We start from the raw sequence: 25416 nt of genomic DNA on the forward strand, positions 1-25416 counted from the left end.
CTGTTGAGTCGCATCATAACCCACGTCACACCGCGCGGGAAGTCTCCGGCGGGTGGCGCTGAGCGGGGTCGGCGCGCTAGCGTCCCCTTGTTAGTGACACCGACGTCGCATTTCAGGGAGGAGCGGTCGATGTATCCGCCCACGGTCGCAGCCCGCACCCCGGACCTGCCCGCCTACGTGATGGCCGCGACGGGCGAGCAGCTCACCTTCGCCGAGCTCGACGCCGCCTCCAACCAGCTCGCGCACCTGCTGCGCGCCCACGGGGTCGTCGCCGGCGACACGCTCGTCCTGCTCCTGCCCAACGGTCTCGCCTGGCCCGTCGCGGTCGCGGCCGGGATGCGGACCGGGCTGCGCGTCACGCCCGTCAACTGGCACCTGGGCACGCCCGAGCTGTCCGCCCTCCTCCTCGAGGCCGCGCCCCGCGCCGTCGTCACGACCGTCGCGCTGGGCGCGACCCTCCACGCTGCCCTCGCCGACGTGCGGGAGGCACCCGCGGTCGTGCTCACGGTGGACGGCACGGCGCCCGACGGGCGCTCCCTGGACCTCTGGGCCGCGCTCCGGGAGCAGCCCGCGCACCCCGTCGACGACGAGCTGCTGGGCGCGCGCGTGCTCTTCAGCGGCGGCACCACCGGTCGCCCCAAGGCCTTCCGGCAGCCGCTCCTCGGGGTCCACCCGCTCGACGCCCCGGCCCGCCATCCCGCGCTCGCCGAGCGGCTCGGCATCGGCCCCGGCATCCGCTTCCTCTCCCCCGCGCCGAGCTACCACGCCGCGCCGTTCACCTTCCAGCTGATGACGCTCGCCGCCGGTGGCACCGTCGTCTGCCTGGAGTCCTTCGACCCGGAGCGGGCGCTGCACGCGCTGGTCGACCACGAGGTCACCCACTCGCAATGGGTGCCGACCATGCTGTCGCGGCTCCTCGCCGTACCGGGGCGGGACGAGATCCCGCGGGCGCCCTCGCACCGGGTGGCCGTGACGTCGGGCGCCCCGTGCCCCGTGCGTCTCAAGGACGCCGTGAACGACTGGTGGGGCGACATCCTCCACGAGTACTACGGCGCCTCGGAGGGCTACGGCCACACCTACGTGTCGCCCGCCGAGTCGCGCGCCCGGCCCGGCACGGTCGGCCGCCCCCTCGGCGAGGCCCGGGTGGTCGTCGTCGACGACGCCGGGAACCCGCTCCCGCCGGGCGAGGTCGGCCGGGTCACCTTCGCGCAGCCCGGCACCGGGGAGCTGCGCGGCATGGGCGACCTCGGGCGCCTCGACGACGACGGCTTCCTGCACCTCACCGGGCGCAGCACGTTCATGATCATCTCGGGCGGCGTGAACATCTATCCCGAGGAGATCGAGGAGACGCTGCTCGACGACGCCGAGGTGGCGGACGTGGCCGTCTTCGGCGTCCCCCACCCCGACCTCGGCGAGCAGGTCGTGGCCGTCGTCGAGCTCGAGGACGGGCACACGGCCGACGCCACGACCGCCGACCGGCTCGCCGAGCACTGCCGCGCCCACCTCGCCCGCTTCAAGACCCCGCGGGTGTTCGAGTTCGTGCCCCGGCTGCCCCGGCTGCCGACCGGCAAGCTCGACAAGACCGCGCTCCGGTCGACCTACGCGTCCCGTGCCGCCACCCCGAACCCGACCCCGATCCCCACGGAAGAGAGCCGATGACCGAGCAGGCCACCCACGACCGATCCTTCGAGGTGCTCCACGCGGTGCGCGTCAAGGGCCTCACCACCGACCCGGTGCTCGCGGACTTCCTCGGCGTCGCCGAGGACGGGCTCGCGACGTACACCGGCCCGCTCGTGGAGGCCGGGCTCCTGCTGCGGCGCGAGGGCCGGTTCGCCGGCCACACCCTGACGCCCGCCGGCAAGGAGGCCGCGGCCGAGCGGCTCGCCACCGACGCGGAGACGCGCGACGCGACGCCCGCCCTGGCGCGCCTGTACGACGCGTTCCTGCCGGTCAACGGGGACTTCAAGCGGCTCTGCGAGCGGTGGCAGGTGCGCGACGGGCAGCCCAACGACCACACCGACGCCGCGCACGACCAGGCGGTCTTCGCCGACCTGCACACGCTCCACGACGGGTTCGCGCCCGTGCTCCGGGGCGAGGACCTGCCGGCGCGGATCCGTCGCTACGCCGACCGCCTCGACGGCGCCCTGGCGCGCATCGACGGCGGTGAGACCGGTGCCTTCGCACGGCCGATGAACAACAGCTACCACGACATCTGGATGGAGCTCCACGAGGACCTCATCGTCTCGGGCGGCCGGGTGCGCGACGCGCACGACGAGGGATGAACGCCCCGACCGGCCCCCTCGAGCCGCTCCGGTCCGCGGGGGCGGTGAACCTGCGCGACCTCGGCGGGGTGCGGACGAGCGACGGGCGCCGGGTCCGCACCGGGCGCCTGCTGCGGTGCGACTACCCCGCGTTCGCCGAGGGCGCGGCCGGCGCCGACGTCGTGGCCCGTTCCGGGCTGCGCACGGTCGTCGACCTCCGGCTCGAGGAGGAGATCGGGGTGGAGTGCCCGCCCTGGACGGCGCTGGGCGTCGACCACCGCCAGGTCTCCCTGGTCTCGGGCCGCGGGGACTCCTGGCACGCCGGGTACGCGCGCTACCTCGTGCACCGGCCGCAGCACGTCGTCGAGGCGGTCCGCCTGCTCATGGAGCTGCCCGGACCGGCGCTCTTCCACTGCGCGGCCGGCAAGGACCGCACCGGCGTCGTCGCCGCCCTGCTGCTCAAGGCGCTGGACGTGCCCGACGACGAGGTGACGGCCGACTACGTGCGCACCGCCGAGGTGCTGCCGACGATCATGACGCGCCTGCTGGGGCACGAGTACTACCAGCGGATCCTGGCCCGGACGACGCTGGAGGACCAGACGCCGACCGAGCAGAACATCGGCGAGCTGCTCGCCCACCTCGCCGCGGCGGGGGGCGCCGAGCGGTGGCTCCTCGACCACGGCCTGCCCGAGGAGACGCTCGCCGCGTTCCGCGCCGCCATGCTCGAGTGAGGCTGCTGGAGTGAGACCCGGCTCCGGGACCGTCCGGCGACGGTCCCGGAGCCGGGGATCGGGGGGCCTGGGCCGGCTTGCCCGGCTCGGGCCGGCTCGGCCCGGCTCGGGCCGTCAGGCCGGGGCGAGCACGCCGGACACGTTGCGCATGGCCTCGATGCTGTGCCAGTCGCGGGCGGCGGCGCAGTTGCGCTCGAGCAGCGCCAGGATGAGGCGGTTGACGACCTCGTTGTCGGGGAGCACGGCCACCGCGGCGAGCGTGATGAAGAGGCCGCTGAGCAGCTGCAGCTGGTAGTCCGCGGTCGCCTCCTCCAGGTCGTAGGACCCGCCCCGCTCGGCGAACACGTCCACGTAGTGGCGCAGCAGCCGGTGCTCGTCGGCCCGGCGCTGCGCGACGTCGACGCTGCCGGAGAGGAAGTAGCCGACGTCGTACATGGGGTTGCGCAGGCCCGTGACCTGCCAGTCGATGAGCACCGCACCGGGCCTGCCGTCGGGCAGCGTCTCGAAGAGCACGTTGTCGACGCGCGGGTCGCCGTGGGTCAGCGTGAGCCGCGACTGGCTCTTGAGGTGCCAGGGGCGTACGACGCCGGGCGCGGCCGCCACGATCGCGAGGTCCTCGGCGGGGAGGCTGCCGGCGAAGCGCGCGAGGGAGAGCTCCGCCCCGCGGGTCGTGGCGTCCGACCAGTAGTCGCAGACGGCGGGCAGCCGGATCAGCCAGTCGGGGGCGGTCGCGTCGTCGAGCGGGAACGCCGAGTGCAGCCGCGCGAACTGGGTGATCACGGCCTCCGCCTCCACCGACGAGCACCCCGCCACCTGGTTGCCGGGCACCGCGGTCGTCGTCAGGTCCTCCATGACGAGGTTGATGGTCGTCTCGTCACCGCCCACGAAGTAGGTCCGCGGGATCCGACAGGCGCCGCTGGCGCCGACGGCGCGGTAGCCGCCGATCTCCCGGTGGTAGGCGCCGCTCCCGAGCGCGTGCGCGTGGGCGCCGGGCGCGCTCGGTCGGAACTTCACGACGAGCGTGTCGGGTCCGCCGTCGGCGTGGTCCGCGGCGTACGAGATCGCGACGCGGACCGTGTCGCTGACGTTGCCGGCGCCGACGGGCTCGTGGGTGATCGCGGCGACCTGTGCGGCGGGGTGCCCGCCCGCGCGCAGGACGGTCTCGACCCAGGCGGCGTCGAGGTCGGCGACGGAGTCGAGGACCGGCGGGACCTCGGTGGGGTGCGTGCTCATGACCATGCTCCTTCGGCGTAGGGGGCGTTCCAGACGTCGGTGACCCGACCGTCGCGGACGCGGAAGATCTCGATGCCGCAGAGGCGGTCACCGGTGCTGCGTCGGGTCGCCTCCCAGGTGAGGGAGGCGATCTCGTCGTCCCCCACGAGATGGACGATCGTGAACTGCGGGTCGTGCGTCGCCAGGTCGCGCGTGATGCGCTCGACCTGCTCGTCGTGGCTCATGGCGGTGCGGCGCGCGGGAGCGCCCGGGTCGTGGCGGACGACGGGGTCGGTGCAGATCTCGCGCACGAGGTCGACCCGGCCGGCGTTGTAGATCTCCAGCACGTAGCGCTCGACGGCGCGGACCGCGGCGCTCACGCTGGCACCCGGTCGGCGGCGCGGTAGGCCTCCACGACGGACACCAGCTCGCTCGGCGTCGCGCCGTGCATGATGACGCCGTCGACCCCGAGGTCGAACTGCGCGGCCACCCGGTCGGCGCACCGCTCCGGACTGCCCGTCGCCGCGCAGTCGAGCCACTCGGCCGGCAGCACGGCGCGGAGCCGCTCGAGCTGCTCCGGGGTCGCGACCGCGTCGGCCCACCCGTCGAGCTCGCCCACCACGTCGCTGCGGCGGAACTCCCCGAGCAGCGCGGGGTCCCACCGGTTGGTGGAGACGAGGAGGTCGCCGTAGACCTGCAGGTACGTCGCGAGCCGACCCACCGTCTTCTTCACGAAGGTCTGCTCGTCGATCTCGTCGGTGACCGTGGCGTAGCAGGACCAGACCTTCACGGCCGCCGGGTCGCGCCCCGCCTGCTCGGCCGCGTCCCGCACCTCCTGGACCACCCGCGCCGTCGTCTCGTCGGAGAAGAAGGTGTGGAGCACGACGAGGTCGAACGCCCGGCCCGCCAGGGCAAGCGTTGCGGGACCGAAGGCCGTCGTGCCGAGCCGGATGTCCTCGTCGAACGTCGGGTCGAGCTTGAGCGCCGGGAACTGCCCGAGCGGACCGTCGTAGTCGCGCACCGTCTCGCCGCGCCACAGGCGGCGCATCAGGTGGGCGAACTCCTCCATCTGCACCGTCGTCGTCTGCTTCAGGCCGAGGGCGGCGATCTGCGGCCGGAGGCCCCGCCCGATGCCGAGCACGAAGCGCCCACCCGTCAGGCGGTGCATCGTCGAGGCGAAGGCCGCCGTGATGGCGGGGTGCCGGGTGTTGATGTTGGTGGCGGCGGTCGTGATGTCGATCCGCTCGCTCACCGCGCCGGCGGCGCCCGACAGGCTGCACGCCTCCTTGACGTTGAGGCGCTCGGACAGGAACGCGTTGCCGAGCCCGAGCTCGTCGGCGAGCCGGACCTCCGCGATCAGGTCGCGCGGCGACTCGACGTGGCCGCCCAGCGCGTAGAAGCCGAGGCGATCGACGCCGGGGCGTCCGGTGGGGGCAGGTCCTGGCGGCATGCACGCTCCTTGTTAGCGACTACTGTGTCACAAATCATGTGACGGGCGTCACCGTAGTGCGCGGCGATCATGCGGTCAATAGGACCTCGGGTTCAGCGGAGACGGGTTCGATTTGTGATCGGCGAGACACGAAGGGCTGTCACACGCCCCGGACGTCATGCGGACTGCAGGCCCCGACGGCCGGGGCGCATGACGTCCGGGGAGGGAGGCGGGGGAGGGGGTCGCCGGCATGAGGAAAACGCGGACCGAGGGTCGCGCAGGGTCCGCGTTTTCCTCCCGCGGCCCGACCACGGTCCGCGTTTTCCTCCCCCGGGCGGGTCCGCCCCCTCCGGACGTCATCCGGACCGCGGGCCCCGGCGGCCGGGACGCATGACGTCCCGGAGCGAGCGTCAGCCCCGGAACGCCCCCGCCACGGCGAGCACGCGCTCACAGGCCTCGGCCTCGCCCACGCTGATGCGCACGCCGTCGCCGGGGAAGGGGCGCACGACGATGCCGGCCTCCTCGGCCGCCGCGGCGAACGCGAGGGTCGCCTCCGGGTCGCCCGGGAAGGGCAGCCAGACGAAGTTGCCCTGCGCGTCGGGCACGGGCCAGCCCTGCTCCCGCAGCCCGGCGAGGAGGTGCGCCCGCCGCGCGACGAGCTCGTCGACCCGCGCCACCATCGCCTCCTGCTCGGCCAGGGACGCCACCGCGGCGGCCTGGGCGACGGCGGAGACGCCGAACGGCAGCGAGACCACCCGCAGCGCCGCGGCCACCTCGGGGTGCGCGACCGCGTAGCCGACCCGCAGCCCGGCGAGCCCGTAGGCCTTCGAGAACGTGCGCGTCAGCACCACGTTGGCGTGGGCGCGCACCGTCGCGACGCCGTCGACCGGGTCGTCGGAGCGGACGAACTCGACGTACGCCTCGTCGACCACCACGAGCACCCGCGTGGGCACGCGGGCGAGGAAGGCGTCGAGCTCCGCCTGCGTCACGGCCGGGCCGGTCGGGTTGTTGGGGGTGCAGACGACGACGACCCGGGTGCGCTCGTCGATCGCGGCCGCCATCGCGTCGAGGTCGTGGCGGCCGTCGGCCAGGAGGGGTACGGCGCGGCCGACGGCCCCCGAGGTCGCGAGCGCGATCGGGTAGGCCTCGAAGGAGCGCCAGGCGTGGACGACCTCGTCGCCGGGATCGCAGTAGGCGCCGACGAGCTGGTAGAGCAGGCCCACCGAGCCCGTCGCCACCGCCAGGTGGTCGGTCGGGACGTCGAGGTGGGCGGCGAGCGCGGCGTACAGGTCCGTGCTCCCCATGTCGGGGTAGCGGTTCAGGTGCGCGACCGCGGCGGTCGCCGCCTCGAGCACGCCGGGCAGCGGGGGGAACGGGTTCTCGTTGCTCGACAGCTTGTAGGACGTGAGGCCGGGGCGGGCGGTGGGCGGCTTGCCGGGAACGTAGGCCGGGATCGCCAGCACGTTGCTCCGCGGGGTGGGCAGGTCTGCCGGGGTGTCGGACATGGGGCGCACGTTAGGGCTCGCGGGACGCCGCCCGCCAGGGGCGCAGCACGAGCGCCGCCACGAGCCCGAGCCCGGCACCGATGACGGCGCCCGTCGCGTTGTCGACGATGTCGGTGATGTCGCAGGCGCGGTCGAGCCGCGCCAGCTCGAGCTGGGTGAGCTCGATGGCGCCGGAGTAGGCCGCCAGGCCGAGCACCAGCAGCGGCACGAGCACCCAGCCGGCCCGCCACCGGCAGGCGGCGACGGTGCCGAGCAGGCCCGCGGGCACGAAGAGCGCCGTGTTGAGCAGCCGCTGGCCGCCGTCGAAGATCCAGAACCCGTCGGGCGCCGGGCCGCCGTAGTCCATCGAGCAGAACTCGGCGCGAGTCTCGGCCGCCACCCAGCCCGGCGCGCCGGTGGCCGGCACGAGGGTCACCAGGGCGATCACGACCACCCACCACGCGAACCCCGCGGCGGCGACGGCGAAGACGGGACCGGTGCGCGGCGCGAGCAGCAGCGCCACCCCCGCCAGCACGAGGCCGGAGAGGAGGGCGCCGAGCACCATCACCTCGGGTCCGCCGAACGTCACCATGGCGCCCGACGGTAGCGGGCCTCAGGGCAGGACGACCGCTCCGCCGGGCACCACGTCGAGGTCACGGCCGACGACCAGGTCGGTCGGGTTGGTCAGGCAGCGCACGGAGCCGCCGCCCTTGTGGAGCTCGGACAGGTCGAGCAGCACGACCCGGAAGCCCCACGCCTCCAGCTGGTCGCGAACGCGCGGCGGGCAGGCCGGCATGAGCACGGTGCGGCCGACGACGACGGCGTTGGCGCAGAAGGTGAGCGCCTCCTCCTCCGTGAGCACGAGCGGCTCCGGCACGAGGTCGAGCAGCGCCGCCGCGGAGGCGTCGTCGAACGCGGCCGGGCACACCATCGCCCGCCGCTCGTCGAGGGGGCAGAAGGCGAGGTCGAGGTGGTACATCGCGGGGTGCACGATCCGCAGCCCCCGCACCCGTACGTCGAGGGCCGCGGCCACCGGCGCCAGCGCGGCCTCCTCGGTGCGGGGCCCGAAGCCGGCCACGAGGTCGCCCCGCCACGCGAAGAGGTCGCCCGCCTCGAGGTGGGGACCCGCGCCGTCGCGCCCGACACCGAGCACGACGCGGCCCCGGCTCTCGGCCCAGGAGGCGGCGCTCGCCGTCTCGGACCGACGCTCGGCGTACCGCATGTGGGACGCGAGGAACGCCTCCCGGCCGTCGGCCAGCGTGAGCGCGATGCCGAGGTTCATCGCGTAGACCATGTCGGGGCTGTCGGGCCGCTGACGCAGCACGTCGACGCGCGCACCCGCGTCGCGGAGCGCGGCGAGCATCGCGTGCCACTGCTCGCGGGTGCGCTCGGGATCGGGCTGGTCGGCGGGGTCCATGAACGGGTTGATGACGTAGTCCACCCGGAAGTGGTCGGGGCTGACGACGGCGTAGGACCGGCCCCAGGCGAGCTCGCCCGCGCCCGTCCCCCGCACCTGCTCGACCGTCTCCGCGATCGCCTGCCGCGACGGCTCCTGCACCAGGGTCATGACCCCACCTCCTCGATTGTCCGACAATCCGACGAGGGGGAGTGTGGCACACCGCCGACGCGTTCCGCGAGAATGCGCGGGTGCCCGATCCCTACGCCGGCCTCCACGTCGAGGTCACCTCGACCACGCAGCGCGTCGCCGACGAGCTGCGGCGGGCCGTCTTCGACGGCGAGCTCGAGGCCGGCACCCCGCTGCGCGAGGTGGCGCTCGCCGCCTCCCTGGGCGTCGCCCGGTCGACCGTCCGGGAGGCGCTGACCCTGCTCGTGGCCGAGTCGATCGCGACGCGGGAGCCCAACCGCGGGGTGAGCGTCGCCGTACCCGACGCGGACGCCGTGCGCGACGTCTGCCGGGCGCGCACGGTGCTGGAGTCGGCGGGGGTACGTCGCTGGGGCGACGCCAGCGACGCCGAGCGCCAGGAGGTGCGGGACCGGCTCGCGGCCTACACGGGGGCGGTGGCGCGGGGGGCGGGCTACGCCGAGCTCAACGAGACCCACCTCGAGTTCCACGTCGCCCTCGTGGGGCTCGCCGGGTCGCCGCGGCTCGTGCACACCGCCCGGGCCCTCGTGGCCGAGCTCAAGGTCGTCCTCGCCCAGATCGACCGCGCCGAGCGCAACGCCCACGACCAGGCCGACAGCCACGAGGCGATCGTCGCGCTGCTCGAGGCGGGGCGGGTCGAGGACGGCCTCGTCGCCATCGACGAGCACCTCCGCGACGCCGAGCGGGACATCCTCCACGCCCTCGGAGCCACCTGAGGATCACCTGAAGCGAGGTGCAGGGACTGGCCCGGTCTGCCTACGATCGGCCCCGTGAAGTTCGTCGCCTGGGTCCTCGTCAACGCGCTCGGCATCGCCGTGGCCGCGTGGCTCTTCGACGGCATCTCCTTCGACGGCGCCACCAGCGGCCAGGCGGAGATCGAGGACAAGATCCTCCCGCTGCTGGGCGTGGCGCTCATCTTCTCCCTGGTCACCGCGTGGGTCGCGCCGATCGTCAAGCTGCTGTCGCTGCCCCTCGTGATCCTGACGCTCGGCCTCTTCCTGTTCGTCGTCAACGCCGCGATGTTCCTGCTCACCGGGTGGCTCGCCGACCAGTTCGACATCCCGTTCCACGTCGAGGGCTTCTGGACGGCGCTCGGCGCCTCCATCGTCATCACGATCGTCACCTGGCTCGTCGAGGCCGTCACCGACACCGAGGTGCGCGGGTGACGGTCCCGCTCCCCGCCCCGCGCGACCCCGCGACGTACCGCGTCGCCGTCGTCTGCCTGGGCAACATCTGCCGATCGCCGATCGCCGACGTGGTGATCGAGGACCGGCTCGCCGCGGCGGGCCTGTCGGGCGCCGTCGCGGTGGAGTCCTTCGGCACCGGGCCCTGGCACGTGGGCGAGCCGATGGACGAGCGGTCGGCGCGGGTGCTGCGGGAGGCGGGGTACGACGCGACCCGTCACCGCGGGCAGCAGGTCACCGCCCAGCACGCGGGCCGGTTCGACCTGGTCCTCGGCATGGACAGCTCGAACGTGGCCGACCTCGTCGCGCTGCTGCCGGACGACGTAGAGCGCATCCACCGCTTCCGCGACCTCGACCCCGAGGGGCCGGGCGACGTGCCGGACCCCTACGCGGGCGGACCCGAGGGCTTCACCAGCACGCTCGCCGTCGTCGAGCGCACCGCCGACGCCCTCGTCGGTCGGCTCGCCGACACGTTGCCCGTGCGGGAGCCGACCGCATGACCCGACAGCCGCTCCTGGCGCGCCGGGCCGAGGCGCTGCTGGGCACGGCTGTCTCCGCCACCTCCCCCGTCGCCGGCGGCGACACCTCGACGTCGACGCGTCTCCGCCTCGCCGACGGCCGGAACGCGCTGATGAAGACGCACCCCGGCGCGCCGCCCGGGTTCTTCGAGGCCGAGGCCCGCGGCCTGCGCTGGCTCGCCGAGGTGACCGACGGCGTGGCCGTGCCCGAGATCCTCGCCGCCGCGGAGGACTGCCTGCTGCTGCGGTGGATCGACCCCGGTCGTCCCACCGCCGACGCCGCCGCCGAGCTGGGCGCGCGGCTGGCTCGCACCCACCTCGCCGGAGCCGCGCTGGGCGCCGAGGAGGACGGCTTCATCGGCCGCCTCCCCCTGCCGTGCCGCGCGCCCGCGGGCGTGTCCTGGGCGGAGTTCTACGCCGTGCGACGCGTGCTGCCCTACCTGAAGCTGGCCCGCGACCGCGGCGCCGTGCTCCCCGAGGACGCCGCCCGCGTCGAGGCGCTGCTCCCCCGCCTGCCGGCCCTGGTGCCCGACGAGCCGCCCGCCCGTCTCCACGGCGACCTGTGGAACGGCAACGTCCTGTGGGGCGTCGGCGGCACGGTGCACGTGCTCGACCCCGCGGCGTACGGCGGCCACCGCGAGGTCGACCTCGCCATGCTCGCGCTCTTCGGGCTGCCCCACCTGCGCGAGCTCACCGACGCCTACGAGGACGCCAGCGCGGCCCTCGGGCGCCCGCTCGACGCCGAGTGGCGCGACCGCCTCGGGGTGCACCAGATCTTCCCGCTGCTCGTGCACGCGGCGCTGTTCGGCGGTGGGTACGGCGCGCGTGCCGGCGCGCTCGCGGCGTCGTACGGCTGAGGCGGACCGCGCCCGTGTAACGCGGTGTCCGGGCTACTCCACACGCGTTCTACCACCGCACCAGTGGCACGGACACCGCGTTACACGCCGAGGGAGTGGCGTTCTCAGGCGCGACTCAGCCCCGATCGGCATACTGCTGGGGTGCCAGACAGCAAGGGGTCCCGCGTGCTCGTCGTCGACGACGACCGCGCGGTGCGCGATTCGCTGCGGCGGTCGCTGGAGTTCAACGGGTACGTCGTGGCGACCGCCTCCGACGGGGCCGAGGCGCTGGCGCAGATCGCGTCGGTGGCGCCGGAGCTCGTCGTGATGGACGTGATGATGCCGCGCCTGGACGGGCTCGAGGCCACGCGCGCCCTGCGGGCGGCGGGCAACGACGTCCCCGTGATCGTGCTGACCGCCCGCGACGCCGTCGGCGAGCGGGTCGAGGGCCTGGACGCGGGGGCGGACGACTACCTCACCAAGCCCTTCGCGCTGGAGGAGCTGCTGGCGCGGATCCGGGCGCTGCTGCGCCGTGCCGTGCCCACGGAGCAGGCCGACGAGCGCCTCGTCTTCGCCGACCTCGCGATGGACCTCGCCTCCCGCGAGGTGTTCCGCGGCGAGCGGGCCATCGAGCTCACGCGCACCGAGTTCACGCTGCTCGAGATGTTCCTCCGCCGGCCGCGCCGCGTGCTGGAGCGGTCGTTCATCCTCGAGGAGGTCTGGGGCTACGACTTCCCGACCACGGCGAACTCGCTGGAGGTCTACGTCGGCTACCTGCGCCGCAAGACCGAGGCGGAGGGCGAGCCGCGGCTGATCCACACGGTGCGGGGCGTGGGCTACGTGCTGAAGGAAGCATGAGGCCCCTGCCGCCCCGACCCGAGACCGCGCCGAACGACGCGGAGCCCCCGGCCGAGACGGACCCGCACGACCCCGGGCACGACGCCGGGCTGCCCGAGCGGCGCTGGCACTACCGCCGCTCGCTGGCGAGCCGCGTGACGCTGCTCACGACGATCGCGGTGGGCGTGGCGGTGGCGTTCCTGTCGCTGAGCGTCTACTTCGTCGTGCGCATCCAGCTCGAGGACACGATGGACGAGCAGCTGCTCGACCGGGCGACGTCGATGGCGGCCGGCCTCACGTCGGCCGCGGCGGACAAGGACCGCGACCAGCTCCTCACCCAGCTCCGGTTCCTGCCGCGCGACTCGCGGGTGCAGATCCTCTTCGCCGACGGGAGCATCCTCCTCACCAACGGCACCACGACGCTCCCCCTGGGCGAGGAGGAGTGGGACGTCGCCACGAGCGACGCCGACCACGCCGTGCTCCGCTCCGTGACGATCGCCGGCGACCACGTGCGCATGGCGACGGTGCCGATGGACCTCTCCAACGGCCGCATCGGGGCCCTGGTGATGACGCAGAACACCGACTCGCAGCAGAAGTTCCTCGGCAAGCTCGGCCTGGTCATGCTCGGTTTCGGCGGCACCGGCGTCATCCTCGCGGCCGTCGCCGGCACCGTGGTCGCCCGCAACGGCCTGCGGCCGGTACGCCGCCTCACCGAGTCCGTCGAGACCATCGCCCGCACGGAGGAGCTCACCCCGCTGCGGGTCGAGGGTGACGACGAGATCGCGCGCCTCGCGACGGCGTTCAACCAGATGCTGACGGCGCTGAGCGCGTCGCGGGAGCGCCAGAAGCAGCTGGTGGCGGACGCCGGCCACGAGCTGAAGACCCCGCTGACGTCGCTGCGCACCAACCTCGACCTCCTCGCGCAGGCCGAGGACACCGGCGCCGCGCTCTCCCCGGAGACCCGCCGCGAGCTCATCGACGACGTGCGGGCGCAGATCGTCGAGCTGAGCACCCTCATCGGCGACCTCGTCGAGCTCGCCCGCGACGAGCAGGTGCGCCACGTCGTCGAGCCGGTCTCCCTCGTCGAGGTGCTGGACAAGGCCGTCGCGCGGGTGCGGCTGCGCGCGCCGTCGGTGACGTTCGAGGTGCGCGCGGCCCCGTGGTGGCTCGTCGGGGAGTCGCACTCGCTCGAGCGCGCCATCACCAACCTCCTCGACAACGCCGCCAAGTGGAGCCCCACCGACGGCCGGGTCGTGGCGACGCTGGCCAACGGCATCCTCACCGTCGACGACGAGGGTCCGGGCATCCCGGAGGCGGACCGCGAGTACGTCTTCGAGCGCTTCTTCCGCTCCACCGAGTCCCGCGCCATGCCGGGCTCGGGCCTCGGTCTCGCGATCGTGCGGCAGGTCGCGGAGCGGCACGCCGGCTCCGTGCGCGCCGGTGTCTCGCCGTCCGGCGGGGCGCGCCTCACGATGACGCTGCCGGGCGGTCCGCTGCACCCCGACGCGACCCGCGCGATCCCGCGCGAGTCCCGAGGTGCGACGACGGCCCCGACGGGGTAAGGAGCCCGCCATGAGCGACCAGCGCCCGCCCCTCCCCGGCCAGCCCGGCCAGCCCGGCTACCAGCCCGGCTACCAGCCCGGCCAGCAGCCCGGACAGCACCCGTCGGGCCCGTACCAGCCCGGCCAGCACCAGCCCGGCCAGCACCGGCCGAGCGGACCGCCCCCGGGCGCGCCGTACGGCGGGGGGCCGCGACCGCCGCAGCAGCCGTCGCCCGCGTCGTACCCGCAGCAGCCCCGCCGCGGGAGCGGCGCCCTCGGCGCCGGGGTGGTCGTCGGTGCGCTCGTGCTCGGGGTGGTCGGCGGCATCGGCGGCGCGGCGGGGTACTCGGCGCTCGTCGACGACGACGGGATCTTCTCCTCGAGCGGCGACGGGGGCGGCTCCGACGGCGACACGCGGATCCAGGCCGACGACCTCGACACGGGCAGCATCGACCCGCTCGACCTGGTGTCGGTCAACGACATCTCCAACGCCGTGCTGCCCGCGGTGGTGCAGATCAACGTGCCGGTGACGGGCGGGTACTCGCAGGGCTCCGGCTTCGTCGTCTCCGACGACGGCGAGATCCTCACCAACCACCACGTGATCGAGGGCGGGTCGTCGGGCGAGGCCATCGTCGTCACCTTCGACGACGGCACGCTCGCGGAGGCGGAGGTCGTCGGCAGCGACCCGCTGCTCGACGTGGCGCTGCTCCGGCTCACCGACGCGCCCGACGACCTGACGGTCGCCTCGCTCGGGTCGTCCGACGAGACCGAGGTGGGGCAGGCGGTGGTGGCGATCGGCGCGCCGTACGGCCTCCAGTCCACCGTCACCGCCGGCATCGTCAGCGCGCTGAACCGGCCGTTCGTGCTCGAGCTGCCCGAGGGCCTCGTCGCCTACCCGGCCATCCAGACGGACGCGGCGGTCAACTCCGGCAACTCCGGCGGTCCGCTCGTGAACCTGCGCGGCGAGGTCATCGGCATCAACGGGGCGATCGAGCTGGCGCAGAGCGACCAGGGGTACGACGCGGGGTTCATCGGCATCAGCTACGCCATCCCCATCGACGACGTGCGGCACGTCGTCGACCAGCTGCGCGAGGGCGAGGAGCCCGAGCACGCGAGCCTCGGCGCCAACGCGGAGACCGCCGTCGTGGAGAACATCGTCGACGGAGCCGCCGTGCTCACCGAGCTCGCGCCCGACGGTGCCGCGGCCCAGGCCGGGCTCGAGGAGGGTGACATGATCACGGAGATCGGCGAGCTGCACGTCAACAGCGCGCGGGCGCTCGTGACGTCCGTGCTCACGTTCGAGCCGGGCGAGGACGTCGAGGTGACCTACATCGACGGCGACGGCAACGAGGAGACCACCACCGTGACCCTGGGCAGCGACCTGGATGACTGACCGCACCACCGCCCGCAGCACCGCCCGCACCGTCGGGATCGCCGGCGCCCTCGTCGCCGTCGTCGCCCTCGCCGGGTGCGGCGGCGACGGGGACGACGACGCGTCCTCGGTCCCCACCTCCTCGGCCAGCAGCTTCCCCACCGACGACGTGGTCGAGGTCGGCGACCCCTGCGAGGCCGTGTCCGGTGCGGAGATGGGCGAGCTGCTCGGCCTCGACGAGCCGTTGACCGCGACGAGCGCGGGGGCCGGCAACTACCGCGGGTGCAGCTATGCCGACGCCGACGACGTCGTCGTCATCAACACGACGCGCTACGCCTCCGCGGCGCCGTTCGAGGAGGTGTGGGACTCCCTCGACCTGGGCGACCTCGCCGTGCAGGACGTGACGGTCCCGGGCGCCGACGCGGCGGGCCTCATCGTGGCCGCCGAGGAGGGCAGCCTCGCCATGACCGCCGCGGTCGCCCACGACGGCCTCGTGGACCTGGCGAACTTCTACGTCGTGGCGCCGTACGACGAGGCGGCCACCACCGCCGGGATCACGACCCTGCTGGAGCGGCTGGCGGCGCAGCCGGCGCCGGCGCCCTAGATCCCCCGTCGGACCCGGCGCGGGCCACGGCCGCCAGCACCCGCTCCAGCTTCCAGCCCGCCTCGGCCCACTCGTCCTCGACGGTCGAGCGGACGGTGATGCCCCCGCCCGTGCCGGCGCGCCAGGTGCGGCCGTCGCGGCTCGCGAGGCTGCGGATGACGACGCCCAGGTCGGCGCCCTCGCCGTCGAGCCAGCCGAACGCGCCGGCGTACACGCCCCGGGCGGTCGCCTCGACGGCCTCGATGACCTGCATGGTGCGGTGCTTCGGGGCCCCCGTCATCGAGCCCGCGGGGAAGAGCGCCCGCACGGCCTCGACCGTGGTGACCTCGGGCCGCAGCTCGCCGACGATCGTGGAGACGAGCTGGTGGACCGCGGCGTAGGTCTCCGTGACCATCAGCTCCGGGACCGTGACGGTGCCGGGGCGGCTCACCGAGCTGACGTCGTTGCGGAGCAGGTCGACGATCATGAGGTTCTCGGCACGGATCTTGGGGTCGGTCGTGAGGGCGTCGCGCAGTGCCGCGTCCTCGGCGGGCGTCGCGCCCCGCGGGGCCGTGCCCTTCATGGGCTTGGTCTCGATGCGCCGGGCGCGGCCGTCGTCCGTGGGCGCGATGCGGGCGTAGCGCTCCGGCGACGCCGCCAGCAGCCAGCCCCGGGCGCTCGTCGCGTCGGGGGCCTCGGTCACGTCGTGCTGGAGGAACGCGGCGTACGGCGCGGGCGTCGCGGCCCGGAGCGCGGCGTACACCTCCGCGGGGGCGGCCGCGGTCACGGCCTCGGCGCGGTGGGTGAGGTTGACCTCGTACGACTCCCCCGCGTGCAGCGCCTCCTGCACCTGGGTGAACGCGGTGCGGTACCAGGCGGGGGGGCGGTCGGTTCCCCGGCTAGCCGGGGAACCGACCGCTTTGACCATCAAATTTGATGGTCTAAGTGGCGCGTTCCCCGGCTGACCGGGGAACCGACCGCTTTGACCATCAAAGTGTCGCAGGCGCGAGGGGCGCATCCAGACGGCGTCGGGCGCGTCGGAGGCGTCGCGCCGGGCGGGCAGGTCGCGGCGCGCGCCGTACCCCAGCCACCCGAACCACCGCGCCCCCGGCGCCGCCGCCACCTCGCGCTCGAGCACGGCGAACACGTCGTCGCCCACCACGACGCCGCGCCAGGCGCCGGGGCGGCCGGTCCAGCGGCGTACCTCGCCGGTCGTCGCGTCCCACGTCAGCGACACGTCGTCGTCGTCGAGGCCCGCCACCACCGTGCGGTCGCCCGACCAGGGGCGGCCGGCGGTGCCGTCGAGGACGACGCAGCGGGGGTACGCCGCGGCGAGGGCCGCGACGTCGGCGTCGGTCACGCCGGGCGCGGGCGCCGTCACCGCGCCCCCTCCAGGAAACGCGCCACCAGGTCGGCGCCGTGCTCGCTCAGCACCGACTCGGGGTGGAACTGCACGGCCTCGAGCGGGAGCGTGCGGTGGCGCAGGCCGAGCACGACGTCCCGCCCGTCCTCGCCCGCGCAGGTCGCCGAGACCTCGAGCACGTCGGGCACGACGACGGCGCCGAGGGAGTGGTAGCGCACCACGCGGAAGTCCTGCGGCAGACCCGTGAACACCCCGCGACCGTCGTGCCGCACCACGGCGACGTCGCCGTGGGCGGGGTGGAGACGGTCGACGCGGCCGCCGTACGTCGTCACGAGACCCTGCAGCCCGAGGCAGACGCCGAGCACGGGCCGGGTGGCGGCCCGGAGCACCTCGCGACCGACCGAGAAGTCCGTCGGCCGCTCGGGGTGACCGGGGCCGGGCGAGAGCACCACGACCTCGTGGGCGAGCACCTCGGCGGCCGTCGTCGCGTCGTGCTGCACGACCGTCGGCAACGCGCCCGTCACCGACGCGACGAGGTGGGCCAGGTTGTGCGTCGAGGAGTCGCGGTGGTCGACGATGACGACGTCGACCGCTCCACCCGCCGGGCCCATCACGCCCCGACGAGCAGGTCCCGGACGAGGCGGTGGATCAGCGCGAAGCCGTTCTGGGTGAGGATCGACTCGGCGTGGAACTGGATGCCGCGGTAGTGCGGCCCCGCCACGAGGTGGACGTCGCCGGTCGCCGGGTCGGCGTCGACGTGCACGCCCTCGCCGATCGTCGCCCGGCCCCGCGCGTCGACGCCGTCGACCCGGCCGACGAACGTGTTGTAGAAGCCGACCCGCTCGACGTGCCCGTCGATCCGCACCGGCGACTGCGTGCCCTGGAAGACGATGTCCTTGAACGCGAGGGGCACGCCGAGGTGGTGGCAGAGCGCCTGGTGGCCGAGGCAGACCGCGAGGAAGGGCCGCTCGGCGGCCACCAGCTCGGCGACGGCCGCGCGGAGCTGGCCCATCTTCGGGTCGGTGTCGTCACGGGGGTCACCAGGCCCGGGGCCGACGATCACGAGGTCGTGGCCGTCGAGGACGCCGGGCGCGTAGGCCTCGTGGCGCACCACGGTGCTCGTCATGCCGAGCACGCCGAGCACGTGGCGCAGCATGTTCACGAAGTCGTCCTCACCGTCGAGGATGACGACGCTCTTGCCAGCGAGGTCCGGGTCGGGCTCCTCGTCGCCCTGGTCGGTCAGCCAGAACCCGGACAGCCGCCGGTTCCGCGACGCCAGCGCGAGCAGCACGTCCTCGTCGGCGACGAGCTCCGCCACGTCGACCTCGCTCGCGGGCCGGGCCGGCACGAGCCCGAAGGCCGACAGGATGCCGCCCGCCTTGGCGTGGGTCTCCGCGACCTCGTACGCCGGGTCCGAGTCCCGCACGAGCGTCGCGCCGGCCGTGACCGTCAGCCGCCCGTCGGGCTTGACGTCCGCCGTGCGGATGACGATGGGGCTGTCGAGCACCGGGGTGCCGTCCGGGTCGCGCCCGAAGATGGCGAGGGCACCCGCGTAGTACTCCCGGCCGCCGGGCTCGTACTCCGCGATCAACCGGGCGGCGTTCTCGACGGGGCTGCCGGTCACGGTCGCGGCGTACATGGTGTCGCGCAGCACCTCCCGGACGTCGCGGTCGGTGCGGCCGGCGAGGAGGTACTCCGTGTGCACGAGGTGCGACATCGGCTTGAGGAACGGCCCCAGCACCTGCCCGCCCTCGTGACAGACGTCGCACATCATCTTCAGCTCTTCGTCGACGACCATGAAGAGCTCGTAGATCTCCTTCTCGTCGGCGAGGAAGGAGAGCAGGTCGCGCTTGAGCGACGTCTCGTCGGCCTCGCGCGGCAGCCGGAACGTGCCGGAGATGGGGTTCATCCGCACGTGGCCGCCGTGCACGCTGACGTGCCGCTCGGGGCTCGCGCCGACGAGGTACCGGTCGCCCGTGAAGAAGAGGAAGGTCCAGTAGGCGCCGCGCTCGCGGGCCAGGAGACGGCGGTAGACCTGCAGCGCGCGCTCGGCGGTCCAGTCGGCGACGACCGCGCGGTACTGCCGCGCCACCACCAGGTTCGCCCCCTCGCCGCGACCGATCTCCTCGTCGATGATCTGCCGGACGACCTTCGCGTAGTCCTCGTCCTCGACGTCGAACCCGCCCCGGTCGACGAAGTCGACCTCGCCGTCGGGCAGCGCCTCGAGCATCTCGGCGACGCTGAACTCCCACTCGGTCTCGACGTCGACCACCACGAGCGGCGTGCCGTCGTCGTGGGCCGCGAAGCCACGCTCCGCGATCTGGCGGAACGGCACGGCGACGAGCCGGTCGCACTGCCGGCCCGGCGCGGGCTCGCCGGTCTCCAGCGGGATGTCGAGGATCGAGTCGACCTCCGAGCGCGTGCCCCCGACCAGGCCGACCGTGTCGCGGTCGCCCGCCCGGGTCGAGCGGCGGATGATCGCCCAGGCCTCGTGCCCCTGGAGCGCGGCGAGGGCGTCCTCGGCGTTCGGGCGGGCGGCGGGGGCGGTCGTCATGGGCGGGAGCCTACTTTCCCCGGTACGCCGCGGTTCCGCCCCGCTCGTTCGTGGGACCGGTCACGAGACGAGGGGCGGATCGGTGCGGAGGTAACCGGTCCAGTGCTTCTCGAGCGTCATCCCGGCCCGCTCGTAGACGCCCAGGGCGCCCGTCGGGTTCGCCGAGTCGACGTCGAGCGCCGCGCGGTCGAACCCGTCCCGACGGCACACCTCCAGGGTGTGGCGCAGCAGCACCGACGCGAGGCCCCGGCCCCGGTGCTCCCGGGTCGTGCCCACGCGCGCGATCCAGGCCTCCCGCAGCCCCGTCACCTGCCGGACCGCGTCCCACTCCTCCACCTGCACGTAACCCGCGATCGCCCCCTCCCCGTCGACGGCCAGCAGGCTCACGTCGCCGCGGAAGCTGCGGCTGCTCGTCACCCACTGCCGCCACTCGTCCGGCGTCCACGCGGACGAGCCGGGGTGGTCCCGGAAGACCTCGTTGTGGACGACCCGCAGGGCCTCCTCGTCGCGGGACGGGTCGTAGCGCCGTACCCGCAGACCCTCCGGCAGCGTGCCCACCTCCTGCTCGGGGAGGGGCTGCACGCCCAGCGTGAGGGTGTAGCGGTGCGGGTGCAGGCCGATGCCCGCCAGGAGGTCGGCCTGGTCGGCCTGGTCGCTCAGGCCGCTCACCTTGAGCTGGGCCGGCAGGTGGGGCGCCAGCGTCCGGTGCCGCTCCTGCGCGCGGGCCAGCATCGCGGCCGCGAGCCGGGTGCCGATCCCCTCGCCGCGGCGGTCGGGGTGCACGCAGCCGGAGCCGTACGCCGTGAGCTCGGCCCCGCCCGGGTCCCGGGGGATGATCCGGAAGCAGCCCACGAGGGCGCCGTCGTCGACGGCCACGACCCAGTCGCGGGACCCGTCGAGCAGCGGGTCGGCGAGCTCCTCCTCGAGGTCAGCGAGGTCGAGGTGCTCGTCGGTCTGGTCGACGGCCTCGACCTCCCGCAGCAGCACGTCGAGGGCGGGCAGGTCGTCGGGCTGGAAACCGCGGAGCTCGATGGACACGTCCGGCACGGTAGGCGCGGGCGTGGGGCGGGGTCGACGGGTTTTCGGGGGCGCGCAAGATCGCCGCAAGCCGCCACGCTCGCCGGACGGGGGGGAAATCGCCGCTCTCCTGCCCACCGCCCTCGCGTCCTGGTGGCGCTTCGTGTCGCGGCGCGTCGACCGCGTCCTCGCCCGGTGGGAGCGGTTCCGCGCGTTCGAGCAGACCGAGCAGGAGCGCGAGGGCGTTCGGGCCTGAGGCCTGTCGAGCCCCTCAGCCAGCCCCCGGAACTGTGCGGCTGGGGCGGCCCGGATCGCGTGCGACCTGCACCAACCGCACATTCCTCGGGCCCGTGCGGCCCGTCCGGGACCAGCCCCGGCCGCGCCTCAGCCCCGCGCCGTACGCCCCTCGCGCGCCCAGCGCGCGACGTGGTCGACGAAGGTGCGGCGGTCGAGGGTCCAGTTGTGGTGGGCCGCGACGTACGCGTGCCCCTGCTCCGCCAGCGACCGGGCACGGTCGCGGTCGTCGGCCAGGGCGAGCACCTCGTCGACCGGGGCGTGGACGAACGGCACGACGACGCCCCCGCCGGACGCGGCGACGAACGACTCCACCTCGGGCAGCGGAGTGGCGACGACGGGCACGCCGTGGGCGAGGTACTCCATGTTCTTCGTCGGCAGCGACACCCGGTGGTTCAGCTCGTCGTGCAGCAGCGCCAGGCCCGCCACCGCGCCGTGGATGAGCGGGAGGGCGCGGTCGTTGGGGACGAAGCCGTGCCACACGAGGGCACCCGCGTCGTGGGCGGCCTGCAGGGCGGCGCCGGTCTCGCCGTGCGCCGTACCGACGACCTCGACGCGCACGTCGTCACGTCCCCGCGCCCGCAGGCCCTCGGCGAGCGCGACGATCTCGCCGGCGCCGCGGTCGCGGGTGAGGGACCCGAGGTAGACGACGCGGGCGGGGCCGTCGGGGTCGGGACCGGGTACGTCGTCGGGCACGGCCGTCGAGTTGGGGACGACGGGGTGGTCGCCGTGGAAGAGCGAGCGGTAGCCGTGCTCCGCGAGCAGCAGGTGGTGACGCTTCTCGGCGCGGCCGAGCAGCCAGGTCAGGAAGCCCGCGAGCGGGACCCGCAGCCAGGTCGGGATCCAGGTGCGGATCTGCACGGTGGCCGGCACGTTCTCGTGCACGTCCCACACCACCGGCGTCGCCCCCGCGGCGCCGGCGACGAGCAGCAGCTCGGGGTCGTGGAGCAGCACGAGGTCGTGCGCGGGCGCCAGGGCGCGGATCTTGCGCCGGGCGTCGAGGAGCGCGCCGAGGCGGCGTCGGCCGTAGGACCGGCGCACGTCCACGCAGTCGACCCCGGGGCGCGCGTCCACGCCGAAGCCGCCGAACGGCGCCAGGTAGGTCACCGCGAAGCCCGCGTCGAGCAGGGCGCCCATCTCGCGGTGGGCGATGCGGGCGTCGCCCGGGTGGTGCACCACGGTGCAGACGAGCACGCGGAGGCCGGCGCCGGGAGAGTCGGTCACCCGGGCGAGCCTAGTGGTCGGCGCGCGGCCGGGGATTCGGCGTGGCGCGGGCGGGGTACGAGCGCGCGGCGCAGGTCACACCATCACGTCCAGGAGCACCCATGTCCGACGCCCTCCCTCCCCGTCCCGGTCAGCCCCGCCCCGGTCCGCCCCAGCCCGGTCAGCCCCAGCCCGGTCAGCCACCCACCCGCGGTGGCGGCGCGAACCGCGGGCTGCTCGTCGGACTCGCCGTGCTCTTGGGCGTGCTCCTGCTCGGCGGCGGGACGTGGGCCGTCGTGGCGGCGACGTCCGACGACGCGCCGGGCAGCGTGCGGGAGACGGCCGAGCAGGCCGTGGACGCGGCCGAGGACCTCGACGTCGACGCCGGTGCGCGTCTCCTGTGCACCGCCCCGAGCGACGACGACCGGGCGGACCTCGAGGACGCGATCGACGAGGCCCGGGAGACGGCGGGCACGGACGACCCCGCGGTGGACTACGAGATCAGCGACGTCGAGGAGTCCGACGAGGGCGGCTCGGCGGTCGTCCGCGCCGTCGCCGACCAGGAGGAGCTGGGCGACGCCTTCCTCGAGGTCCGGCTCGACGTCACCGCCGACGACGGCGACTACTGCATCGACGAGATCGAGGTGCTCGACGGCGCCGGACCGTGAGCCTCACCGCGGCGGGGCCGCTGACGCGGGTCGTGCTCGGCCTGCGGATCGCCGCGGTGATCGTCGCCTGCGGCCCGGCGCTCGTGGCGCTGGGAACCGGCGCCGGCACCACGCGACGTCTGCTCGGCGGCCTCCTCGGCAGCTTCGCCCCCGCGGGCGTCGCCGCGCTCCTGCTGCTCGCGCTCCCGGTGTGGCTCGCGGTCAGCGGCTGGCACGCCGGCGCTCACCGCGCCGCCGCCTGGGCCTTCGTGGCCGGGTGCGCGGTCACGGTCGTCGCGGGCACGCTGCTCGTCGCCCGCTACGGCCACCTGCTGACGACGGGTGTGCTGATCGCCGTCGTCGGGGCAGCTGTCGTGTTCCTGGCCGCAGCGAGCACCACGGCCGCGAGCACGACGGCCGGAAGCCCCCGGTGAGCCTCAGCCCACCGTGCTCAGCAGCTGCGTCGCGCGCGTCAGCACGACGTAGAGCGTCGCGCGACCCGTCTGCGACTCGTCCTCGATCTCCTGCGGGCGCACCACGACGATGCCGTCGAACTCGAGGCCCTTGGTGTCGAGGCCGGTGAGCACGACGACGCGGTCGGTGCCGCTCGGCGTCACCGTCGAGTCGACCGAGCGGGCTGCGGACGGCGCGTCCTCGGCGCGCTCCGGCCAACCGGCGAGCCAGCCGTTGACCTCGGAACGCCGGGCGACGGGCACCACGATCCCGACGGTGCCGGCGACCGCGTCCGCGAGGCGCGCGACCTCGGCCCGCACGGCCTCCTCCAGGTCCGCCTCCGCGACGGGACCCACCTCGACGGGCGCCGCACCCGTGCGCCGTACGGCGTCGGGGAGGTCGGCGTCGAGGCCGACGCGCTCGGCGTACGCCGCGGCGTACGCGTAGATCTCCGCCGAGTTGCGGTAGTTCGTCGACAGGTGGAAGCGGAACTGCTTCTTGCCCTCGAGGGCCGCGGCGCGCGCGGCGTCGGACTCCGCGGGCACGGGCCACGACGACTGGGCCGGGTCGCCGACGATCGTCCACGAGGCGGTGCGGCCGCGGCGGCCCACCATGCGCCACTGCATGGGGGTGAGGTCCTGCGCCTCGTCCACGAGCACGTGCGCGTAGGGGTCGTCCTCGATGCGGTGGGTGGGCGGGGCCCAGGCGCGGCCGCGGGGGGCGTACTCCCGCTCCGAGGCCGTCGTCAGCTCCTGGATGTCGACGCCGCCCTCGAGGTGGCCTAGCACGTCGTCGAGCTGGGTGTCGGACTCCGTCGCCGCCGGCACGTCGCCGAGCGCGTAGCGCAGCTCGTCGATGAGGGGGACGTCCTCGATCGTGATGCCGGTGCCGTTGCGGGCGTCGACGGGCCCGTCGGACCACGACTTGAGCAGCAGGCGCTGCTCCTCCGGCTCCAGGATCCCGTTGGCGACGCGTCCGAGCAGGTCGGGGTCGCGCAACCACGTGAAGACGTCGACCGCGGCGAGCGGCGGCCACCAGGCGGTGGCGAAGTCGAGGAAGGAGCGGGTCGACAACAGGTCCTCGTCGAAGTACTCCCGCCCGAGGTCGCGACCGCGCTCGGAGCGCACCTGACGCCACAGGGCGTCGAGGAGCGCCCGCGGCACCCGCGTCAGCTGGCGGTTGCGCAGGCCCTGGCCCATGAGCTGGCGGCGGATGCGGCCCAGCGTCGTGCCGTCGAGCACGAGGCGGTTGTCGCGCCAGAACAGGGAGAACTCGCGCGGCGAGTCGGGCGCCTGCTGGCGGGCGAGCCGCCGGACGACCTCGGCCATCCGCTCGGAGCCCTTGATGTCGGCCACCCGCGGCTCGTCGTGGCGGGTGGCGCGCACGCCGTCGACGACCTCGCCGAGCGAGCGCAGCGCGACGGCGGTCTCGCCGAGGCTCGGCAGCACGCGCTCGATGTAGCGCATGAACACGCCGCTCGGGCCGATCACCAGCACGCCGCCCGACTCGAACCGCCGACGGTCGTTGTAGAGCAGGAAGGCCGCGCGGTGCAGCGCGACGACCGTCTTGCCGGTGCCGGGACCGCCGGAGATGGCGACGACGCCCTTCGAGGGCGCGCGGATCGCCTCGTCCTGCTCCGCCTGGATGGTGGCGACGATCGAGTGCATCGACCGGTCGCGGGCCCGGGAGAGCTGGGCCATGAGCGCGCCCTCGCCGATGATCGGCAGCGACCGGCCGGCGGCCTCCTCGGCCTCCTGGGCCTCGGCGTCGAGCAGCTCGTCCTCGACCCCCTCGACGACGGTGCCGACGGAGCGCAGCACCCGCCGGCGGACGACGCCCTGGGGGTTGGCGGCCGTCGCCTGGTAGAACACCGCGGCGGCGGGCGCCCGCCAGTCGATGAGCAGCATGTCGTGGTTCTCGTCGCGCAGGCCGATGCGCCCGATGTAGCGCGGCGCGGGGTCGCGCTCGCTCGTCAGGTCGAGCCGCCCGAACACGAGGCCCTCGTGGGCGGCGTCGAGCTGGGCGATGCGCTTGGCGGCCTGGAAGACCATCGCGTCCCGCTCGACGAGCCCGCCCTCGTGGCCCAGGCTGCCGCGCTGGTGGCCCTCGTCGGCGAGCCGGCGGGCCCGTTCGGTGGAGGCCACGAGCTCGGCCTGCACGTGGTCGACGAACGCCTGCTCGGCGGCGACCTCCCGCTCCGCGACCTGCTCGTCGGTGCCCTGTCCCTGGGTCGGGTCCTGCGTCACGTCTCGTGCCCTCTTCCCACCCGTCACCGGGGCTCTGCGACTCCTCAG

The 25416-nt window shown here is 74.5% G+C and carries 25 protein-coding genes; 13 read left to right on the forward strand and 12 right to left on the reverse strand.

The features are described 5' to 3' along the window. The first annotated feature begins 129 nt into the window (after positions 1–129). Genes PIR53_15465 through PIR53_15475 form a run of 3 tightly spaced genes read left to right on the forward strand, consistent with a single transcriptional unit; the run spans position 130 to position 2992 of the window. Complete coding sequence (locus PIR53_15465) at positions 130–1659, forward strand: AMP-binding protein (protein ID WZH51409.1); 1530 nt, start codon at positions 130–132, stop codon at positions 1657–1659. Beyond that, positions 1656–2282 carry a hypothetical protein gene (locus PIR53_15470; GenBank protein ID WZH51410.1) on the forward strand — a complete coding sequence of 209 codons (627 nt, stop codon included), beginning with the start codon at positions 1656–1658 and terminating at the stop codon, positions 2280–2282. Before PIR53_15465 ends, PIR53_15470 begins: the two co-directional genes overlap by 4 nt. Then, positions 2279–2992, forward strand: a complete 714-nt coding sequence (locus PIR53_15475) for a tyrosine-protein phosphatase (GenBank protein ID WZH51411.1) — start codon at positions 2279–2281, stop codon at positions 2990–2992. The genes PIR53_15470 and PIR53_15475 overlap by 4 nt, the downstream gene beginning before the upstream one ends. Positions 2993–3106: 114 nt before the next feature. Here PIR53_15475 and PIR53_15480 read toward each other — a convergent pair whose 3' ends face one another. From PIR53_15480 to PIR53_15505, 6 genes are all read right to left on the reverse strand, one after another. Beyond that, positions 3107–4225, reverse strand: coding sequence for a phosphotransferase (locus PIR53_15480; protein ID WZH51412.1), 1119 nt, complete (start codon positions 4223–4225; stop codon positions 3107–3109). Further along, a complete protein-coding gene (locus tag PIR53_15485) occupies positions 4222–4584 on the reverse strand; it encodes a nuclear transport factor 2 family protein (protein WZH51413.1) in 363 nt (120 codons plus the stop codon). The genes PIR53_15480 and PIR53_15485 overlap by 4 nt, the downstream gene beginning before the upstream one ends. After that, positions 4581–5654, reverse strand: a complete 1074-nt coding sequence (locus tag PIR53_15490) for a TIGR03857 family LLM class F420-dependent oxidoreductase (protein ID WZH51414.1) — start codon at positions 5652–5654, stop codon at positions 4581–4583. The genes PIR53_15485 and PIR53_15490 overlap by 4 nt, the downstream gene beginning before the upstream one ends. Positions 5655–6043: 389 nt before the next feature. Next, on the reverse strand, positions 6044–7138 hold the full coding sequence (gene hisC / locus PIR53_15495; protein ID WZH51415.1) for a histidinol-phosphate transaminase: 1095 nt from the start codon (positions 7136–7138) through the stop codon (positions 6044–6046). Between the two features lie 10 nt (positions 7139–7148). Continuing rightward, a complete protein-coding gene (locus PIR53_15500) occupies positions 7149–7709 on the reverse strand; it encodes a VanZ family protein (protein WZH51416.1) in 561 nt (186 codons plus the stop codon). Positions 7710–7730: 21 nt separating this feature from the next. Next, positions 7731–8684: an arginine deiminase-related protein gene (locus PIR53_15505; GenBank protein WZH51417.1), complete on the reverse strand. Its 954-nt coding sequence runs from the start codon at positions 8682–8684 to the stop codon at positions 7731–7733. 80 nt (positions 8685–8764) lie between these two features. Between PIR53_15505 and PIR53_15510 the strand changes: the two genes are divergently transcribed. The 8 genes from PIR53_15510 (at position 8765) to PIR53_15545 (ending at position 15612) form a co-directional block, all read left to right on the forward strand. Further along, the gene (locus tag PIR53_15510; protein ID WZH51418.1) at positions 8765–9436 is read left to right on the forward strand and encodes a GntR family transcriptional regulator; all 672 of its coding nucleotides are present in this window, start codon (positions 8765–8767) and stop codon (positions 9434–9436) included. A gap of 54 nt (positions 9437–9490) precedes the next feature. After that, complete coding sequence (locus PIR53_15515; GenBank protein WZH51419.1) at positions 9491–9886, forward strand: phage holin family protein; 396 nt, start codon at positions 9491–9493, stop codon at positions 9884–9886. After that, positions 9883–10404 carry a low molecular weight phosphotyrosine protein phosphatase gene (locus PIR53_15520; GenBank protein WZH51420.1) on the forward strand — a complete coding sequence of 174 codons (522 nt, stop codon included), beginning with the start codon at positions 9883–9885 and terminating at the stop codon, positions 10402–10404. The genes PIR53_15515 and PIR53_15520 overlap by 4 nt, the downstream gene beginning before the upstream one ends. Beyond that, positions 10401–11279, forward strand: a complete 879-nt coding sequence (locus tag PIR53_15525; protein ID WZH51421.1) for a fructosamine kinase family protein — start codon at positions 10401–10403, stop codon at positions 11277–11279. The genes PIR53_15520 and PIR53_15525 overlap by 4 nt, the downstream gene beginning before the upstream one ends. Before the next feature lie 141 nt (positions 11280–11420). Continuing rightward, on the forward strand, positions 11421–12116 hold the full coding sequence (locus PIR53_15530; GenBank protein WZH51422.1) for a response regulator transcription factor: 696 nt from the start codon (positions 11421–11423) through the stop codon (positions 12114–12116). Then, positions 12113–13657, forward strand: a complete 1545-nt coding sequence (locus tag PIR53_15535) for a HAMP domain-containing sensor histidine kinase (protein WZH51423.1) — start codon at positions 12113–12115, stop codon at positions 13655–13657. The genes PIR53_15530 and PIR53_15535 overlap by 4 nt, the downstream gene beginning before the upstream one ends. A 10-nt stretch (positions 13658–13667) precedes the next feature. Continuing rightward, positions 13668–15029: a trypsin-like peptidase domain-containing protein gene (locus tag PIR53_15540; protein ID WZH51424.1), complete on the forward strand. Its 1362-nt coding sequence runs from the start codon at positions 13668–13670 to the stop codon at positions 15027–15029. Then, positions 15022–15612 (forward strand): DUF3558 family protein, encoded by a 591-nt coding sequence (locus PIR53_15545; protein WZH51425.1) that lies wholly within the window; start codon positions 15022–15024, stop codon positions 15610–15612. Before PIR53_15540 ends, PIR53_15545 begins: the two co-directional genes overlap by 8 nt. Here PIR53_15545 and PIR53_15550 read toward each other — a convergent pair. The 5 genes from PIR53_15550 to PIR53_15570 form a co-directional block, all read right to left on the reverse strand. After that, a complete protein-coding gene (locus PIR53_15550) occupies positions 15563–16972 on the reverse strand; it encodes an anthranilate synthase component I family protein (protein ID WZH51426.1) in 1410 nt (469 codons plus the stop codon). The genes PIR53_15545 and PIR53_15550 overlap by 50 nt on opposite strands. Further along, positions 16969–17565 (reverse strand): aminodeoxychorismate/anthranilate synthase component II, encoded by a 597-nt coding sequence (locus tag PIR53_15555; GenBank protein ID WZH54465.1) that lies wholly within the window; start codon positions 17563–17565, stop codon positions 16969–16971. The genes PIR53_15550 and PIR53_15555 overlap by 4 nt, the downstream gene beginning before the upstream one ends. Beyond that, positions 17565–19508 carry a chorismate-binding protein gene (locus PIR53_15560; GenBank protein WZH51427.1) on the reverse strand — a complete coding sequence of 648 codons (1944 nt, stop codon included), beginning with the start codon at positions 19506–19508 and terminating at the stop codon, positions 17565–17567. Before PIR53_15560 ends, PIR53_15555 begins: the two co-directional genes overlap by 1 nt. Positions 19509–19568: 60 nt before the next feature. Continuing rightward, positions 19569–20546, reverse strand: coding sequence for a GNAT family N-acetyltransferase (locus PIR53_15565; protein ID WZH51428.1), 978 nt, complete (start codon positions 20544–20546; stop codon positions 19569–19571). Positions 20547–20909: 363 nt separating this feature from the next. After that, complete coding sequence (locus tag PIR53_15570; protein WZH51429.1) at positions 20910–22043, reverse strand: glycosyltransferase; 1134 nt, start codon at positions 22041–22043, stop codon at positions 20910–20912. Positions 22044–22144: 101 nt separating this feature from the next. Here PIR53_15570 and PIR53_15575 point away from each other — a divergent pair, with 101 nt between their 5' ends. Both PIR53_15575 and PIR53_15580 read left to right on the forward strand, forming a co-directional pair. Beyond that, on the forward strand, positions 22145–22690 hold the full coding sequence (locus tag PIR53_15575) for a hypothetical protein (protein WZH51430.1): 546 nt from the start codon (positions 22145–22147) through the stop codon (positions 22688–22690). Then, entirely contained in the window at positions 22687–23103 is a 417-nt protein-coding gene (locus PIR53_15580; protein ID WZH51431.1) for a hypothetical protein, read from the forward strand. Before PIR53_15575 ends, PIR53_15580 begins: the two co-directional genes overlap by 4 nt. A gap of 3 nt (positions 23104–23106) precedes the next feature. Here PIR53_15580 and PIR53_15585 read toward each other — a convergent pair whose 3' ends face one another. Next, positions 23107–25368 carry an AAA family ATPase gene (locus tag PIR53_15585; GenBank protein ID WZH51432.1) on the reverse strand — a complete coding sequence of 754 codons (2262 nt, stop codon included), beginning with the start codon at positions 25366–25368 and terminating at the stop codon, positions 23107–23109. Positions 25369–25416 lie beyond the last annotated feature (48 nt).

Origin of the sequence: Nocardioides alkalitolerans (assembly GCA_038184435.1) — a bacterium.
Lineage (GTDB): Bacteria > Actinomycetota > Actinomycetes > Propionibacteriales > Nocardioidaceae > Nocardioides > Nocardioides alkalitolerans_A.

Bases quoted from the DNA above. Each gene is read 5' to 3' on its own strand.
- hisC (WZH51415.1), bottom strand. From the start codon at position 7,138: ATGTCCGACACCCCGGCAGACCTGCCCACCCCGCGGAGCAACGTGCTG.
- PIR53_15480 (WZH51412.1), bottom strand. From the start codon at position 4,225: ATGAGCACGCACCCCACCGAGGTCCCGCCGGTCCTCGACTCCGTCGCC.
- PIR53_15555 (WZH54465.1), bottom strand. From the start codon at position 17,565: ATGGGCCCGGCGGGTGGAGCGGTCGACGTCGTCATCGTCGACCACCGC.
- PIR53_15470 (WZH51410.1), top strand. From the start codon at position 1,656: ATGACCGAGCAGGCCACCCACGACCGATCCTTCGAGGTGCTCCACGCG.
- PIR53_15575 (WZH51430.1), top strand. From the start codon at position 22,145: ATGTCCGACGCCCTCCCTCCCCGTCCCGGTCAGCCCCGCCCCGGTCCG.
- PIR53_15525 (WZH51421.1), top strand. From the start codon at position 10,401: ATGACCCGACAGCCGCTCCTGGCGCGCCGGGCCGAGGCGCTGCTGGGC.
- PIR53_15545 (WZH51425.1), top strand. From the start codon at position 15,022: ATGACTGACCGCACCACCGCCCGCAGCACCGCCCGCACCGTCGGGATC.
- PIR53_15500 (WZH51416.1), bottom strand. From the start codon at position 7,709: ATGGTGACGTTCGGCGGACCCGAGGTGATGGTGCTCGGCGCCCTCCTC.
- PIR53_15490 (WZH51414.1), bottom strand. From the start codon at position 5,654: ATGCCGCCAGGACCTGCCCCCACCGGACGCCCCGGCGTCGATCGCCTC.
- PIR53_15465 (WZH51409.1), top strand. From the start codon at position 130: ATGTATCCGCCCACGGTCGCAGCCCGCACCCCGGACCTGCCCGCCTAC.
- PIR53_15475 (WZH51411.1), top strand. From the start codon at position 2,279: ATGAACGCCCCGACCGGCCCCCTCGAGCCGCTCCGGTCCGCGGGGGCG.
- PIR53_15505 (WZH51417.1), bottom strand. From the start codon at position 8,684: ATGACCCTGGTGCAGGAGCCGTCGCGGCAGGCGATCGCGGAGACGGTC.
- PIR53_15535 (WZH51423.1), top strand. From the start codon at position 12,113: ATGAGGCCCCTGCCGCCCCGACCCGAGACCGCGCCGAACGACGCGGAG.
- PIR53_15540 (WZH51424.1), top strand. From the start codon at position 13,668: ATGAGCGACCAGCGCCCGCCCCTCCCCGGCCAGCCCGGCCAGCCCGGC.
- PIR53_15560 (WZH51427.1), bottom strand. From the start codon at position 19,508: ATGACGACCGCCCCCGCCGCCCGCCCGAACGCCGAGGACGCCCTCGCC.